This is a genomic window from Gordonia iterans, assembly GCF_002993285.1.
Classification (GTDB): domain Bacteria; phylum Actinomycetota; class Actinomycetes; order Mycobacteriales; family Mycobacteriaceae; genus Gordonia; species Gordonia iterans.
This window is the reverse complement of record NZ_CP027433.1, coordinates 645,340-661,298: the sequence shown is the minus strand read 5'-3', so window position 1 is coordinate 661,298 and position 15,959 is coordinate 645,340. Positions and strand designations below refer to the sequence as shown.

16 protein-coding genes are annotated in these 15,959 nt (G+C 70.0%); 8 read left to right on the top strand and 8 right to left on the bottom strand.

What is annotated here, in order from left to right; all coding sequences use genetic code 11:
- Positions 1–14: 14 nt before the first annotated feature.
- Both thiE and C6V83_RS03000 read left to right on the top strand, forming a co-directional pair.
- Positions 15–722 (top strand): thiamine phosphate synthase, encoded by a 708-nt coding sequence (gene thiE, locus C6V83_RS03005; protein ID WP_105941138.1) that lies wholly within the window; start codon positions 15–17, stop codon positions 720–722.
- Between the two features lie 256 nt (positions 723–978).
- Positions 979–1,350 carry a 2-isopropylmalate synthase gene (locus C6V83_RS03000; protein ID WP_105941137.1) on the top strand — a complete coding sequence of 124 codons (372 nt, stop codon included), beginning with the start codon at positions 979–981 and terminating at the stop codon, positions 1,348–1,350.
- A gap of 101 nt (positions 1,351–1,451) precedes the next feature.
- Here C6V83_RS03000 and C6V83_RS02995 read toward each other — a convergent pair whose 3' ends face one another.
- Positions 1,452–1,916, bottom strand: coding sequence for an NUDIX hydrolase (locus C6V83_RS02995; RefSeq protein ID WP_105941136.1), 465 nt, complete (start codon positions 1,914–1,916; stop codon positions 1,452–1,454).
- 115 nt (positions 1,917–2,031) lie between these two features.
- On the opposite strand from C6V83_RS02995, the gene C6V83_RS02990 reads away from it, so the two are divergent.
- The 6 genes from C6V83_RS02990 to C6V83_RS18920 all read left to right on the top strand — a co-directional run bounded on the left by C6V83_RS02990 (position 2,032) and on the right by C6V83_RS18920 (position 10,711).
- Complete coding sequence (locus C6V83_RS02990; RefSeq protein ID WP_105941135.1) at positions 2,032–3,477, top strand: hypothetical protein; 1,446 nt, start codon at positions 2,032–2,034, stop codon at positions 3,475–3,477.
- Positions 3,474–4,454, top strand: a complete 981-nt coding sequence (locus C6V83_RS02985; RefSeq protein WP_105941134.1) for a glutamate ABC transporter substrate-binding protein — start codon at positions 3,474–3,476, stop codon at positions 4,452–4,454. Before C6V83_RS02990 ends, C6V83_RS02985 begins: the two co-directional genes overlap by 4 nt.
- A gap of 3 nt (positions 4,455–4,457) precedes the next feature.
- Complete coding sequence (locus C6V83_RS02980) at positions 4,458–6,905, top strand: serine/threonine-protein kinase (protein WP_105941133.1); 2,448 nt, start codon at positions 4,458–4,460, stop codon at positions 6,903–6,905.
- 106 nt (positions 6,906–7,011) lie between these two features.
- The gene (locus tag C6V83_RS02975; protein ID WP_234353838.1) at positions 7,012–8,619 is read left to right on the top strand and encodes an MDR family MFS transporter; all 1,608 of its coding nucleotides are present in this window, start codon (positions 7,012–7,014) and stop codon (positions 8,617–8,619) included.
- A gap of 140 nt (positions 8,620–8,759) precedes the next feature.
- Positions 8,760–10,589: a WD40 repeat domain-containing protein gene (locus tag C6V83_RS02970; protein ID WP_105941132.1), complete on the top strand. Its 1,830-nt coding sequence runs from the start codon at positions 8,760–8,762 to the stop codon at positions 10,587–10,589.
- Complete coding sequence (locus C6V83_RS18920) at positions 10,586–10,711, top strand: hypothetical protein (RefSeq protein WP_267893968.1); 126 nt, start codon at positions 10,586–10,588, stop codon at positions 10,709–10,711. The genes C6V83_RS02970 and C6V83_RS18920 overlap by 4 nt, the downstream gene beginning before the upstream one ends.
- A gap of 485 nt (positions 10,712–11,196) precedes the next feature.
- On the opposite strand, the gene C6V83_RS02965 is transcribed toward C6V83_RS18920, so the two are convergent.
- From C6V83_RS02965 to ssd, 7 genes are all read right to left on the bottom strand, one after another.
- Positions 11,197–11,586: an Rv3654c family TadE-like protein gene (locus tag C6V83_RS02965; protein WP_325027375.1), complete on the bottom strand. Its 390-nt coding sequence runs from the start codon at positions 11,584–11,586 to the stop codon at positions 11,197–11,199.
- On the bottom strand, positions 11,540–11,866 hold the full coding sequence (locus tag C6V83_RS02960; RefSeq protein WP_105941131.1) for a TadE family type IV pilus minor pilin: 327 nt from the start codon (positions 11,864–11,866) through the stop codon (positions 11,540–11,542). The genes C6V83_RS02965 and C6V83_RS02960 overlap by 47 nt, the downstream gene beginning before the upstream one ends.
- A 41-nt stretch (positions 11,867–11,907) precedes the next feature.
- A complete protein-coding gene (locus C6V83_RS02955) occupies positions 11,908–12,129 on the bottom strand; it encodes a DUF4244 domain-containing protein (RefSeq protein ID WP_105943676.1) in 222 nt (73 codons plus the stop codon).
- 222 nt (positions 12,130–12,351) lie between these two features.
- The gene (locus C6V83_RS02950; RefSeq protein WP_105941130.1) at positions 12,352–12,966 is read right to left on the bottom strand and encodes a type II secretion system F family protein; all 615 of its coding nucleotides are present in this window, start codon (positions 12,964–12,966) and stop codon (positions 12,352–12,354) included.
- Positions 12,963–13,754 carry a type II secretion system F family protein gene (locus C6V83_RS02945; protein ID WP_234353836.1) on the bottom strand — a complete coding sequence of 264 codons (792 nt, stop codon included), beginning with the start codon at positions 13,752–13,754 and terminating at the stop codon, positions 12,963–12,965. The genes C6V83_RS02950 and C6V83_RS02945 overlap by 4 nt, the downstream gene beginning before the upstream one ends.
- A complete protein-coding gene (locus C6V83_RS02940; RefSeq protein WP_105941129.1) occupies positions 13,751–14,890 on the bottom strand; it encodes a TadA family conjugal transfer-associated ATPase in 1,140 nt (379 codons plus the stop codon). Before C6V83_RS02940 ends, C6V83_RS02945 begins: the two co-directional genes overlap by 4 nt.
- A complete protein-coding gene (gene ssd / locus C6V83_RS02935) occupies positions 14,887–15,945 on the bottom strand; it encodes a septum site-determining protein Ssd (protein WP_105941128.1) in 1,059 nt (352 codons plus the stop codon). Before ssd ends, C6V83_RS02940 begins: the two co-directional genes overlap by 4 nt.
- Between the last annotated feature and the right edge of the window lie 14 nt (positions 15,946–15,959).

The following is a 15,959-nucleotide window of genomic DNA, read 5'->3' as shown; positions in this document are numbered from 1 at the left end:
CTACCGTTGCCGGTATGGATCGCAGCGCCCGTCCCGGCCCCCGCGAACGTCTGGCCGACGCCCGCCTCTACCTGTGCACCGACGCCCGGCGCGAACGGGGAGACTTGCTCGCCTTCGTGGAGTCCGCGCTGGCCGGCGGCGTCGATATCGTTCAGCTGCGCGACAAGGGGTCTCCCGGCGCGCAGCAGTTCGGCGATCTCGAGGCCGCCGAAGAACTCGACCTCCTGGCGCAGCTGAAACAGCTCACCCGGGCCGCCGGGGCGCTCCTCGCGGTGAACGACAGGGCCGACGTCGCCGCTCTCGCCGGAGCCGACGTCCTGCACCTCGGACAGGGCGATCTGCCCCCGGCCGAAGCCCGCCGCATCGTGGGTCCCGACGTCGTCGTCGGGCGCTCCACGCACGACGACGACCAGGTGCGCGCCGCCGTGGCCGATCCCGACGTCGACTACTTCTGCACCGGCCCCTGCTGGACCACACCCACCAAACCGGGGCGCGCTGCGACCGGTCTCGGGCTGGTGCGGACCGCCGCCGGTTCGGCAGCCGGAAAGCCGTGGTTCGCCATCGGCGGCATCGATCTGCCGCGCGTCGCGGAGGTGACCGCCGCCGGGGCAGAGCGCATCGTCGTCGTCCGGGCGCTCACCGCCGAGGCCGACCCGGAGACGGCGGGCCGGGCGCTGCGCGACGCCGTGAAAACCGGTTGCACGGGCACGCACGCCGAGTAAGCTGTGTCCATCATGAACTGGTGCCTTCTCGTAACCCGCCGCAGCGGGGTCTGATTCGACCGACCCCCCGCTGCGGGTTCACCTGTCCTGAGCGGAGTCGAAGGGGTCGTCTTCGCCACCAGTTCGTCGGTCACCGGAATTTCGACCGAAATGACACCGCAAGATGCCTACCGTTCTCACAGCTCATTCAGGCTGTACCCATGAACCTCACGACCACCCCGCGCCGCCGCGCTGGTTCCCCGAGGACGCTCGCGCGATGACCGCGGATCTGCTCGCCCGCCGCTTCGCCCCCAAGGGCGGAATCTCCCTGCGCCGCATGCAGATCGAGCCGGAGACCGGCGACACCGTCCGCTGCCGCGTCGACATGATCGTCGACGAGCAGGCCGTGGGCCTGGAGACCAGCGCCCCCGGCGCCATCGGAGCGATGAGCGAACTGCTGCACGGTCTGGGGGCCGGCGTCGAGATCGTCTCGCTCTACCACCAGCAGGACGGCGCGCACATCGCGGCCTATCTGCTGTGCGAGCGCGACGGCCGGCGATGCTGGGCGTACGGGCGGGCCGGGACGGGCGACGAGGCCACGGCCCGCGCCCTGGTCTCCGCGGCCAACCAGCTGACCGGCCGCGCCTGACTGGCTGACGATTCCGCGGATCCGCTCCCGGGCGAGCGACATTCCGCGCATCGGCGCGCTGAGCGCGCGGATCCGCGGAGCGCGTCCTCGTCCGGAGCGAGTCAGCGCAGACGCTGACGCAGGTCCGGCCACGCCCGCCCGAACGCCGGGTGCAGCGGCAGGTCGTCGACCTGATCTTCGGGCACCCAGCGCAGTTCGGCGGACTCGCCGTTGGCGGTGGTCGCCACCGGTTCGGGGACCCGCGCGATCACCGTCGTGTACGTCCATCCGCTCACCGCTTCGTGCGTCACCTCGGACTCGAGCACCTCGATCACCTCGACGTCGACGCCCGCTTCCTCATGCGCCTCGCGAACCGCGGCGTCCACTGCCGACTCGTGCGAGTCGCGCGCTCCGCCGGGCAGCCCCCAGGTGTCGCCCTGGTGGGACCAGACCGCTCGGTGCTGCAGGAGGACGCCGACGCCGTCGTCGCCCATCGATGCGCAGAGCAGCAGGCCGGCCGCGCCGTACCGTCCCCAGTAGCGCGCGCCGTCCGGATCGAACACCCAGCCGTCACCGTCTCCGCGCACCCGTCGACCTCCCGCTCGTGGGCTCAACATCGTATTGCCCAACACGGTACCGGGTGCGCGCGTGCCGCACGGGTTTGCCGACTAGGGTGAAAGTACGGCAGGGAGGGCATCAGTCGTGTGCGCGCAGAGGTCGACCGTACGCAGCGCGCTGACGCATGCCGGGAGGAACGTCCTCCCCGAATCCACGCAGGCCAATCCCCGCCTGCGCCAAGTGATCGCCGACCGGCGGGAGATCGCCGCACTCACTCGCGAACGCGCCAGCTCACCGATCGCCGCGTTCAAGTTCTACGCACTCACCACCCCGGGGAAGCTCGTCGTGGTGATGGTCGCCATGATGCTCGCCTGTCTGCTGACCGGATGGTATTCGTCGGCGGTCCTCAACGAACGCAGCCAGACCCTGGAGTCCCTGATCGACCGGAGCGAGCCGCTCGCGGAGTCCGCGGAGGTCCTCTACAGCTCGCTGTCGGTGGCCGACGCGGCCGCGAACTCCGCGTTCATCTCCGGCGGCCGCGAGTCGCCCGACCTGCGCCGCCTGTACGCCGACGCGATCGCCAGCTCGGGCACCTCCCTGGTTGCGTCCGCCGACGGCGGGGGCCTGGCCGCCAACTCGGGCCCGGGGGCCGGTGTATCGGTCCGCGAGGACCTGGACGCGATGGCCGTGCACATTCCGGTCTACACCGGTGCGATCGAGACCGCGCGCACCAACAACCGGCTCGGCAATCCAGTCGGCTCGGCATATCTGGTGCAGGCGTCGAGTCTGATGCAGGAGACCATTCTCCCTGCGGCGCAACGACTCTACAATCAGCGTTCGGCCGCCATCTCCGAACCGCAGCGCACCCTCACGGTGCCGCCGTGGGGGGTCTACGTCGCACTCTTCGCGACCATCGGGATGATCGTCGGCAGCGGCCGCTACCTGGCGCGCCGCACCCGGAGGCACTTCAACCTCGGCATCATCGCCTCGCTCACCGCGCTCGGACTGGGCACCGTCTGGCTGCTCGTCACCGGCCTCACGTCGGTGGCGGCGGCCAACACCGCGAAGAACTCCGGCGCCGAGCCCCTGCACGAGTTGACCACCATGCGGATCCTGACGCAGCAGGCCCGCTCCGCGGAGACGCTGAGCCTGGTCCGGCGCTCTGATCCGGGGCAGCTCGACCGCGACTTCAACGCGGCGATCGCCCAGATTCGGGGCAAGACCGACACGCTGCTCGCCGAGCACGGCCACGACCCCGGCGTGGCTGAACCGCTGCGCCAGGTGCAGGTGTCACTCGCCGCGTGGGACCGCTCGCACCAGGAGGTGGCGCAGCGACTCGCCGCCGGCGACTTCGTGGCCGCCCGGGCGCTCACCATCGGCGCCGGGGACATCAGCACGGCGACCGGGTACACCCAAGTGAACGATTCCCTGCTCGACGCCATCGACCAGACGCGCTCGACGTTCCGCGACAACATCCACAGCTCCCAGCAACTGCTCGGATACACCGGAACCGGAATCGGCTGGCTGTGCGTGCTGGCGGCGATCACGGTCGCGGCCGGTCTGATCCCTCGGATCGGTGAGTACCGATGAGGGGCACACGCGCCACTGCGGCGCTGGCGGGCCTGGTCGTCGTCGTACTGACGCTGGCCGGCTGCTCGGCGCCGGAACTGACCGCCAACGAGCCGCCCACCACCAGTGCCGACGTGCCGGTGCCGCCGGGAGCATCGTTCGGGGCGCAGACCCCGGAGGGGATCGATTCCGCGTCGTGCGATGCGACCGCCAGCTTGCGCCCGCCCGCGCAGATGCCGGTGCCCGGAGAGATGCCGCGCGGCTCGACGATGGCGCGCATCGCCTCGCGCGGGCGCCTGGTGGTCGGCACCGACATCGGAAGCAACCCGCTCAGCTTCCGCGACCCGATCTCCGGCGACATCGAAGGGTTCGACGTCGACGTGGCGCACTGGATCTCCCAGGCGATCTTCGGCGACGTCCGCATCGAGTACCGGATTCTGTCGACCGGCGACCGGGTCACCGCACTGCAGAACGGCGACGTCGACGTGGTGGTCAAATCCATGAGCATCACCTGCAGCCGGCGCGAGTCGGTGGACTTCTCCGCCCCGTACTACACGGCGTCGCAACGGATCCTGGTCTACCGGAACTCGGGGATCGAGAACGTCGCCGGCCTCGCGCACAAGTCGGTCTGTGCCACCCGCAACTCGACGTCGATCACGCGGATCCAGCGCCGCGTCCCGACCGCCGAGATCGTCAGCACCAACAGCTGGGCCGACTGCCTGGTCCTGATGCAGCAGGGCCAGGTCGACGCGATCGCCGGCGACGGACCGCTCTTGTCCGGGATCGCGACACAGGATCCGTGGGTCCGCATCGTCGGGGACCCGATCGGGGTCGAGTACTACGGGGTCGGGATCCCGCTCGGCCAGACCGATATGGTGCGGTTCGTCAACGGTGTGCTCGCCGAACGTCGTGCCGACGGCAGCTGGCGACGCGCGTACGACCGATGGCTCGCCGACCTCGGGCCCGCCGATCCGCCTCCGACCTTCTACCGGGATTGACCAGTGTCCACCACGCCGCCCCCCGATCGCTCTGACCAGGACCCCGACGCCACCGTCGGGACGGTCCGGACCCAGGCCGCCGCGCCGCAGTTCGACGACGACGAGGACTACCCGAGCACCCAGGCCACACCCACGGACCTGTCCGACGACCTGAACGACGACGCCGCCGAGCAGGACACCGACGTGGAGCACGCCACCCAGGCGACGCCGTCGGGCCGCTACTTCGAGGATCCGTCGGCCGTCCGGCGCCGGCCCCGGCGGGGCCCGGCGGGGGTGCACGACCGTCGACTCGGCAGCGATCTGGTGCAACTGCCGGTGATCCAGGACATCGATCCGGCCGACGCGGTGCTGGCCAACCCGATCATCGTGGAGGGCAAGCGATTCTGCTGGAAATGCGGCAAACCGGTGGGGCGGTCGTCCGGAGTCGGAGAGGGGCCGCTGACCGGCTTCTGCCCGAACTGCGGTTCGCGATACTCCTTCGTCCCCGGTCTGTCCCGCGGAACCATGGTCGCCGACCAGTACGAGATCGCCGGCGCCATCGCGCACGGCGGCATGGGCTGGATCTACCTGGCCGTCGACCACAACGTGTCGGACCGCCCCGTCGTGCTCAAGGGGCTGCTGAATTCGTCGGATTCGGCGGCCCGGGCGGTGGCGATCGCCGAGCGTCAGTTCCTGGCCTCGGTCAACGACCCCGGCATCGTCAAGATCTACAACTTCGTCGAATACACCGACGACGAAGACCGCCAGCTCGGCTACATCGTGATGGAGTACGTGGGCGGCCACACGCTCAAGCAGCTGACCACCGGCCCCAAGGGCGAGAAGATCAACCTGCCGATCGAGCAGGCGATGGCCTACATCCTCGAAGTCCTCTCGGCGGTCGGACACCTCCACCAGCTCGGGCTCGCCTACAACGACGTCAAGCCGGACAACATCATGATCACCAGCGACGAGGTGAAGCTGATCGATCTGGGCGCGGTCTCGGCGATCAACGGGTACGGGCATCTGTACGGCACCCCCGGATTCCAGGCGCCGGAGATCGTGGAGACGGGCCCCCAGGTGGTCACCGACATCTACAGCATCGGACGCACGCTGGCCGCGCTGACTCTCGACCTGCCGATGGAACAGGGGCGCTACGTCGAGGGTCTTCCGGATCCGGAGACCACCGAACTGTTCGTCGAGAACCCGTCGTACTACTACCTGCTGCAGCGCGCCACGGCGACCGATCCGGGCGAGCGCTTCGAATCGACGGAGGAGATGACGACCCAGGTCCTCGCGGTCCTGCGGGAGACGGTCGCCCTGCACACCGGGGTGCCGCGACCGGCGATGTCGAAGGTCTTCACGCCGCAGCGTTCCACGTTCGGCACCAACCTGATCCTGGCGCCGATCGACGGGTTCTTCGATCCGAGTCAAGCCGCGGTGCCCGACCCGGCCGACATCGCCCGCGCCCTGCCGGTCCCGCTGGTCGATCCCGAGGACCCGGCGGCCGGGCTGCTCGGTTCGGCGGCGCTCAGCTATCCACGCCAGGTGCTCGACTCCATCAAGGTGGCCCGCAACGAGGGCTTTCCCGGGCTGACTCCGAGCGATGCGGACACGCTCCGCGACGAGAACCCGGACCATCCGTCAGCCGAGGTCGACCTCGCCGAGGCCCGGGCACATCTGGAACTGGGCAATCTCGACATCGCTCTGCGCCTGCTGCAGGAGGTGACCGAACATCACGGCGATTCCTGGCGGGTGCAGTGGTATCTGGGGATCTGCGCCCTGCAAGACGGCGGCGCGGAGCTGGCCTACGAGCGCTTCCACACGGTGCTGGAGGCGATGCCGGGCGAGGTGGCGCCCAAGCTCGCCGCGGCGGGGACGGCCGAACTGATCGGGTACTGGCTGTCGGTCCAGGACGAGGTGAGCAACGAGCAGGTCGCCCAGATCGAGCAGTGGTACGACATCGCCCGTCACCACTACCACGACCTGTGGCTGACCGATCATTCCATCGTCACCGCGGCGTTCGGGCTGGCCCGGATGCTGATCGCCGACGACCGGCATCTGGAGGCCATCGAGCCGCTCGACGAGGTGCCGACGACCAGCCGGCACTACGGCGTCGCACAGGAGAGCGCGATCCTGTGCCTGGTGCACGGCCGACCGCCTACCGATATCCAGCGCGAGGAACTGTTCGAGGCCGCCGAACGGCTGGAGCGCCTCAGCGACGAGGACGGCCGACTGGGCCGTCTCCAGCTGATCGTGCTCGGCTCGTCGCTGGGCTGGATCGATTCGCACCCCGAGGAGGCGGACGTCGAGAATCCGCCCGACTTCTTGGGCTTCCCGTTCACCGAGCACGGCCTGCGCGCCGGCACAGAGCGGTCGCTGCGCGAGCTCGCCCGCCGGACCAGGGACAACCGCGCCCACCGGTTCCTGCTCGTCGATTTGGCCAACCTGGTGCGCCCGGCGACCCTCTTCTGAGTTCTTCCACCCCGCGCCGAGTCACGAGGCGATGATCCGTGCCGACTGCGCGACATCGCACGACGATCTGCCCCGGACTCGCCCGCCGTCGTCCTAGGCTGGCCGGGTGACCGATCCCCGACCGGCGGCGACTGCCGACACGAGCGACGACGACGACGCGACAGTCCACATCCAGAAGAAGCTCGTCTACGTCATCTACGCGGCACTGATGGCCGCGATGTTCCTCTCCTCGCTCGATCAGTCGGTGGTGAGCACGGCGCTGCCGACGATCGTCGGCGATCTGGGCGCCGTGTCGCACGAGGGCTGGATCATCACGTCGTATCTGCTGGCGATCGCCATCGTCATGCCGATCTACGGCAAGGTCGGCGATCTGATCGGCCGGCGCTGGCCGTTCCTGTTCGCCATCGCCGTGTTCGTCCTGGGTTCGCTGAGTTCGGCGCTGGCCGACTCGTTCTGGATGCTGGTCGCGGCGCGGACCTTCCAGGGTCTGGGCGCCGGCGGCCTGGTGATCCTGTCGCAGGCGATCATCGCCGACATCGTGTCGGCACGGGATCGCGGCAAGTACATGGGCCCGATGGGCGCGATCTTCGGCATCGCCTCGGTGGCCGGGCCGCTGCTCGGTGGATGGTTCACCGAGGGCCCCGGTTGGCGCTGGTGCTTCTGGCTGAACGTCCCCATCGGCCTGATCGCCCTGGTCGTCGCCTTCTTCGCGCTCAAGCTGCCGACGCAGCGGCCGGCCCGGCGGTTCGACTGGTTCGGCACACTGTTCCTCGCCGGCGCCACGGCGGGCATCGTGTTCATGACCAGTTGGCCCAGCATCGTCGCCAGCGGGAAGTACGACTGGTCTGATCCCTGGCTGCTGGGCCTGCTGATCGCGACGGTGGTCTCGTTCGGGTTGTTCATCTTCGTCGAGACCCACGTCGATGATCCGCTGGTACCGCTGCGGCTGTTCCGGGATCCGGTGTTCAGCGTGTCGGTCTCGGTCGCCCTGGTCCTGGGCATCACGATGTTCGCGGCCCTGAGCTTTCTGCCGACCTTCCTGCAGATGGCCCGCGGCGTGGGCCCGACGGACTCCGGACTGCTGATGCTGCCGATGACCGCGGGCGTGATGCTGACCGCGATCGGTTCGGGCCTGCTGATCACCAAGACCGGCAAGTACCGCATCTTCCCGATCGTGGGCATGGCGATCACTACGCTCGGCATCGCCTGGCTGACCCGAATCACCGGCAGCATGTCGATGATCCTGTTCGGCGGGATGATCTTCGTCCTCGGCTTCGGCATGGGCCTGGTGATCCAGACGATCGTCATCGCGGTGCAGAACTCGGTGGACCCGTCCGAGGTCGGTACGGCGACGTCGACCAACAACTTCCTGCGGGAGATCGGCGCCGCGGTCGGCACCTCGGTGTTCGGGACGGTGTTCACCAGCCGCCTGGCTACCAACCTGCACGACGTCATGGCGACGATCCCACCGTCGCAGCTTCCGGCCGGTCTGGGCGACGGCGAGTTGACCCCGGACGTGGTCCGCGACCTCCCCGAACCGCTGCACACGGAGGTGGTGAACGCCTACGTCGACGCGATGGCTCCTTCCTTCTGGTACTTGGTGCCCATCGCCGCGGTCGGCTTCGTGCTGTCGTTGTTCCTGCACAACCGCACCCTCTCGACGAAGGCCGGACTGGAGGCCCGCGGCGAAGCCGCCGATTCCCCTACTCATTGAGCCCGCTCGCCCCTTGAGCCCGCTGGCCCCTTGAGCCCGTCGAAAGGACGCCCCTTGCGCCCGCTCGCCCCCTGAGCCCAGCCGCCCCTTGAGCCGGGCGAGGCGCCAGCCGAGACCGTGTCGAAAGGCCACCGTCCGACGTGCACCGCTCTCGGCTGGTCGCCACAGGGACCCTGCCGCTGGCGAGCGAGATCGAGTCGGGCAGCGGCGCCGTGTACACGGTCGACGTCAGCGCGGACGGGGCCAGAATCGCTGCGACAGGTTCCGACGGCGCCGCGAGGATCTGGACGACCGTACGCCCAGACGAGGATCCCGTCGTTCTGCGCGGACACCGAGGCTTCCTGACTGCGGTCGTGTGGTCTCCCGACGCTACGAAGCTGGCGACCACGTCCGACGACGGCACGGCCCGGATCTGGACCGAACCGGGCTCGGGGCGGCAGCCGCTGGAGCTCCGCGGCCACCGAGGACGAGTAGTGTACGCCGCGTGGGAACCGTCGGGCGGCCGGCTAGCCACGGCGGGAATGGACGGTTCCGTTCGCATCTGGAACGCGGTGACCGGCGAACAGGAAGCCGAGCTCGACGGGCACACCGGGGACGTTCGCACCGTCGCATGGAGTCCGGACGGCGGCCTGATCGCTTCGGGAAGCGCCGACCGAACCGCGAGGTTGTGGGACGGGCGGACTCTTGCGCCGCGCGGAGTGATCATCGGCTATCACGACACCGTTCACGGTCTGGACTTCAGCCCCGACAGCCGCATCCTGGCGACCGCATCGGACGACACTACCGTGCAGATGTGGGACGTCAGTGATCCCGCCGCACCGCGGCCTCTGGGCATGCCGATCACCGCGCACACCGGCCCCGTCTGGGCGGTCGGTTTCAGCCCCGACGGCCGACGTCTGGTCTCCGCATCGGTCGACGGCACGGCGCGAGTGTGGAGTATCGCTCGGCCCGAGATACCGGTCCAGCTGGGCGCCACGCTCAGCGGCGCCGCCAGTTCGCTGTTCTCGGCGACGTTCGCTCCCGACGGAGAACGGGTGGTGACATCGGGCGCCGATGGACGCATCCGGATCTGGACGCTGCCCGGGACCGTCCTGGGCGGCCATGTCGGCCGCGTGATCGCGCCGGCGATCGCGGGAGACCGGATGCTCACCGGAGGCTCCGGGGACGCGCTGCTGTCGTGGGATCTCAGCGACCCGTCGCAACCGCGGCCGCTGGACGCCGGGTACACCGTCGGGAACTCCCGGATCGATCAACTGTCGCTGTCGGCCGACGGCACGTTGTCGGCGGTGGCGACCGGGCGCAGCACCGTCGAAGTGCGGGCGGTCGGCCGGGACGGTCGACTGGGCGCACCGCGGGTGCTGGCTCTCGACACGCTAGATCAGCATCGTGCGGTCTTCGCACCGCACGGAAGCTTGCTGCTGACCGGGGCGCGCGACGACTCGTTCCAGTTGTGGCGGGTCGCTCCGGACGGGGCGGCCACCCGCTCGGGTCCTCCGCTGACCCACGGCTCGGCCGGCACCTGGGCCACCTCGGCGGCCTGGAGCCCCGACGGCACGCGCTTGGTGACCGGCGGCGTCGACGGAAACGTCAACCTGTGGGACGTGTCTGATCCGGCTCGGCCCCGGAGGCTCGCCGAATCCACCGGCGGCCCGGCCGCTGCGATCAACGCTCTGGCCTGGTCGGGGGACGTCGTGGTCGCCGGCGGAGACGGCGGCGTACTCGGATTCTGGCGAGTCGACGATGATCGCCCCGCGTTCCTGACCGAGCGGCGTCAGCAGCGCGGCGGCACGGTCCGCACCCTCGACTTCATCAACGACGGGAAGCAATTGATCGCGGCCGGCGACGGTCAGACCGCCGTCGTGTGGTCACCCAGAACCCGGCGGCCCCGACGCAATGGGGTGAACCGATCGGGCCGGCGGGCGCCGGCCGCTGGTACGGAAGCGCCCGCCGCGACGGTTCGGCAGTCGTGATCGGCGGTGATCACGGCTCCCTGTTCGTGGTCCTGCTCGATCCCGCCGACGCTGTGTCCCGCATCGAGGCTGCCGCTCCTCCGCTCAGTGACGCCGAGCGCGAGCGGTTCGGCCTCGGGTGAACCAAGGCTCTGGCGCAGCACGGAGGAGGCGATTCGACGTTCCTCGCTCACCGCCTGTCAATCTCGACGGCGACGGTCGCCTCCGCTGGTAGCCTAGCCGGCTTCGGTGAGCCCGCTATCGTGTCGCCACCTCACCGCCGTTGACGGCGAAGGACTGCGCCGTGATCTGCCGAGCGCCAGGTGATGCGAGGAATTCGATCGTCGCCGCGACATCGTCGAGCAGAAGGGTGAAACGTCGTCTCATCCTCACTCCGAAATCGTGGTGTTTCTACGGTGTGAGCCCCCGACTGAGAGCCCGCAGCAACGGTAGGAGCGCGACGTCAACGTCAACCCGCGGGAATAAGAATCTGTGAACGTGCAGGTAGAGCGACGAAATCGAACTCCGGTCCGGAATCCTCCGGACACTCGACCTGAGGAAACACTGGAGCGGCGTCATCCCGCACGGAGCGCTTCCGGGCGCGACGACCTCACCGAAACACCACCGGCTACTCCTCCACCGGCCCGGCCCGCGCCCGCGCGACCGCATCCCGAACCCCGAACCGGCCCAACCACGCCCGGACAGTCACCGTCACCACGACATCCTCGCCAACGAGCACACAACCCGTCACCGCCGGCGCACCCTCCTGCCGCGCCGTCAGATCCCTCGCCCGGGCACACGGATCACCCTCACCGAACAACTGCGATCGCGCCGCCGCCAGAGCACCCAGATCAGCCGCCGCCTGAGCACGATGTCGCGCCTGCACCGCCCCTCCGACACCGAACATCGCGATCAGGAGCACCGCCAACCCAGCGATCGTCAGCGCAGCGGCAACAGTCGCGAAGCCTCGCTCATCCGACCACCGGCTCGGACCTCTCCGGTTCTGTCGCAGCGACACTCTGCGCGGAGACGTCGAACATCGGCAGCAGCGGAACACGAGCCACGACCCGCACCACCACCTGCTCCCCGTCCCTGCGAACCTCGATCCGGGCACCCGAGGGCGCCACCCGCGCCCCCACCGCCGTCGCCGACGAATCCCCCGCCGCAGCCAACCGCGCCACCTCACGAGCCGCATCTGTACACCGCACATGCGCGGTAACCGCGCCCAGCGCCCCGACCCCGAGAACGACGAACACCGCCAACGCGGCCAACGCATACGCGGCCTCGACCGTCACCATCGCGGTCTCGTCCCCCGCACACCGCCGCCACCACGACCGACTCATCCCACTGACGTCGACAGCGCGCGGCCGATAATCGACGTCAACGCGCTCACGATGTTGTCCCCAGTCACCACCGTGTACAGAATCGCCCCGAACGCCGCCGCCGCAATCGTCCCGATCGCGTATTCGGCGGTGCTCATCCCGCCCTCGTCGTGCGCGAGGCGAGCCACCTCCGCCCCCGCCCGATCGAGCAGTCGCGACCCAAAGTTGCCGTCATTCATCTTGTCCCCCTTGTTCAGCGTGAAACCGTTCATAGGTTTAGACGCGCCCGCAGGCCGTTCGGTTCCCTCCGAGGACGGCGATCCCGTCGCGGGAGATCTCGACGCCTCTCGATCAACGGCCTTCCCGCAGCACACTCCGACTGGGATCTGGTGATCTCGATACGCCGACACTCACTTCGTTCGCGTCGGCTACTCGATCACCAAGAGCACCCTGCCTCCGGCTCAGAGCTGGCCGAGCATTCCGCCGGCCAGTCCCACGACGACGGGCACGATCCCCAGGCACACGAACGCCGGCAGAAAGCACAGTCCGAGCGGGCCGCTGATCGTGACGCCGGCCTTCTCTGCACGGGCCAGCGCTTCGGTCTGCGCGCGCTCCCTCGTCGACTCGGCAAGCGCCGCGACGCCTTCGGCCAACGACGATCCCGCTCGCGAAGCCCTCCGGGCCAACATCGCAAGATCGTCGAAGTGCGGATCCGGGGCGGCGGCACCTTCGCGACCAGTCGCCCACGCGCGTTCGGGTTCTGCCCCCAGGGCCAGCAGTTCCGCGGCACGGCGAAAACTCGCCGCAAGCTGGACTGGGGCGTGGTCGGCCGTCACCTCCGCGGCTCGCGACACCGGCAGCCCCGCGCGCAGGCAGACGGCGAGGAGGTCGTACGCGGCCGCCACGTCGAACGGGTCGGCCGCCGCGCCCTTCGGCTTGAGCCAGCGCGGTTCGCCGTCGAGCCGCCACGTTCCGGACCGCACAACGGATTCCGGCGGGACCACCCGAGCCAGCGAGTGTCCGGGGCCCGGCCACAGCAGGCACCCGAGTGCCAACAGCACCGCCGCGGCGATCACCGCAGCACCTTGTCCACGATCGCGTCCGACCACACCACGCCGACCGCAGCCAGCACAACGCCCAGCACCAGAAGAATCGAGCCGAACGACGACCCCAGCAGCACACCGACAGGGTGCGCGCCCATCAACTCGCCGAGCCCGAGTCCGAGCACCGGCAGTCCGGCCAGCACCATCGCCGTTGCGCGCGGTCCCGCCAGTCCCGCCTCGGTCCGCGCCACGAACTCCGCGCGCTGGACCAGGTCCCTGCGCAGAGCTTCCAGCAGCGATGCCGTCGGCACGCCGTTGCGCACGGAGATCGACCACGCATCACCGATTCTCCTCAGTACCGGCAGATCGATCTCGACCGCAGCCCCGTGGACGCTCCCGCCCAGCTCCACGCGCGCCGCGATCCGTGCGAGCTTGTCGGCGACTGCGAGATCGGCCGGCGCGACCTCCTGCGCGGCCACCCGACACGCCGTCACCATCGGAGCGCCGACCGACAACTCAGCGGTCATCACCGACAGCGCACGCAGGAGCGCGGCCTCATGCCGCCCCCGGGACCGTCGCTCGCGCTTCCGACGTCGTCTCGAAAACCACAGCGCGGCAACGATTCCCGCTGCCACTGTCGGACCCACGCCGGCCACCACGGCCAGCACCGGAAGCGCCGCCATGACCGCGAGTCCGACGGGCCGGTGTACCGGGCTCCCTGTCCGGGTCCCCGCCAGCAACCGCGTGCGCCGGAGCGCCCCGCCCGCCGGCCACGTCAGCAGCGCGAGCGCACAGAGTCCCAGGGCGGCGATCGCTGTCACGATCCCACCTCCTCCGAGGCGTCCCGACTCCAGATCGGCCGGATCCGGACCGGCCCCGCACCCATGCGCTCCACGGCCCCGATCTCGACGAGGCCGCGTCCGCCGTCGGGCCGGCGAGCGACCCCGAAGATCACGTCGAGCGCGGCGGCCAACTGGCTGTGCAGTGCCGCCTGAGACATCCCGCCCAGTGCGGCAAGCGCTTCCATCCGGGCGGGCACCTCCTGGACTGAGTTGGCGTGCAAGGTTCCCGCACATCCCTCGTGACCGGTGTTCAAAGCCGTCAGCAAGTCGATCACTTCGGCGCCGCGCACCTCCCCGACCACGATTCGGTCCGGCCTCATCCGCAGCGCCTGGCGGACCAGCGTACGCACGGTCACCTCCCCGATCCCTTCGACGTTCGGCGCCCGGGCGACCAGCCGGACGACGTGAGGATGCTGCGGATCCAGCTCGGGGGCGTCCTCGACGATCAACAGCCGCTCACCCGGATCCACTTGTCCCAGAAGTGCGTTCAACAGCGTCGTCTTCCCGGCTCCCGTACCCCCGACCACCAAGAAGGCGCGTCGCCGGGCGATCACTTCCAGCACCAGGTCGCGCACGCTCTGCGGCACTCCGCCGCTCGCCACCAACGATCGGAAGTCTTTCGACGCACTGCGGAGCACCCGCAACGAGATGCAGGTGCCGTCCATCGAGAGCGGAGGAATCATCGCATGGAGCCGGACCGCGTAGCCGTGCCTGCCGACGCCGGAGAGTCGCCCGTCCACCCACGGCTGCGCATCGTCGAGGCGACGCCCGGCACCCAGCGCCAGCCGCACCGCCAGTCTGCGCACGCTCGCGTCGTCCTCGAAACGGACGCCTGCCGGCTCCAGCCCTGCGCCGCGCTCCACCCATACCCGGTCGGGCGCGACGACGAGGATGTCGGTGACCGCGGGATCGGCCAGCAGCTCCTCCAACGGCCCCGCACCGACCAGTTCGGTCTGCAGATAGCGCAGCGCGGCAAGAAGATCGGTGTCCGAGAGCAGGCCGCCCGACTCGGCTCGCACGGCGTCGGCGATCGTCTCCGCGTCCGGGTCCGCCGACCGCGAGGCGAGCCGCTCCCGGACGCGTTCGAGCAGTTCGACGTTGCGCTCGGAATTCATCGGCGTGCCCCGCGAACCCGGACGGCCGCGTCGAGCACGGCATCGGCCGCCCGCACTTCCGGCCCGCGCTTGGACGCGCGCAATCCGCCTTCCTCGCATCGGCGGCCGATCGACGAACGCGACCGCATGCATGCTAGCAGCGGTAGCCCGACGGCCTCGGCAACCTGTCTGTCACTGAGCCCTCCCGGGGCGGGTCCACGCACCACCAGTTGGGTGTGCGCACGGGTCCCCAATCGCGACAACAGCTTTCGCGTGCCGGCGACACCGGGCACCGTCGCACAGGTCAGCACGACGACCAGGTCCGCCGAATCCAGCACTCCGTCGGCGGCCGGATCCATCGCCCGCCCGAGGTCGGCGATCACCGTCCGCCCGTCCGTCCGCGCCGCATCGAGCACCGCCAGGACCGTCTCCGCCGAGAGCGGATCACCGTCGTCGCGGCCGCGGGTGAGAAACGAGAGTTCCCGGCCTAGTCTCGGCAAGGCCGCCGACAGCGCCTGCCGGTGAATGCTCCCGGTCTCCCCGGCGACGTCACCCCAGCGCAGGCCGGGCGTCTCCTCGGCGCCGAGCAGCAGGTCCACGCCGGCTCCCGCCGGTTCGACGTCGAGCAGCAGCACCGCCGTCCCCGCCCGCGCCGCGGTCAGCGCCAGCACTGCCGCGAAGGTGCTCACCCCCGCGCCGCCGTGGCCGCCGACCAGCGCCACGACCGGTGCCGCCGCCCGGCGGGGGCGCCGCAGTCCGGACATCGCCGCGGTCAGCGCCTCCTCGTCGTCGGGCAACACATATCCCCCGCGGGCTCCTGCGGCCAGGCCCGCGCGCCACACCGACTGTGCCGCGGCCGCATCCGCGACGACGAAGACCCCGTCGCGGACCGGAAGCGCGAGCGACGCCACATCCCGCAGCGCGACACCGTCGACCACCACCGCGCCGGCTCGAAGCCAGTCGTGTCGGCAGTGCGCCGGATCGCCGCGCACCACGGCGTATCCGGCAGCGGCTCCACAGCGCGCGACATCGTCGTGCAAAGCGGATTCGGTCAACACCAGCAAGACCTCGGTCATGCGCCGATGATCTC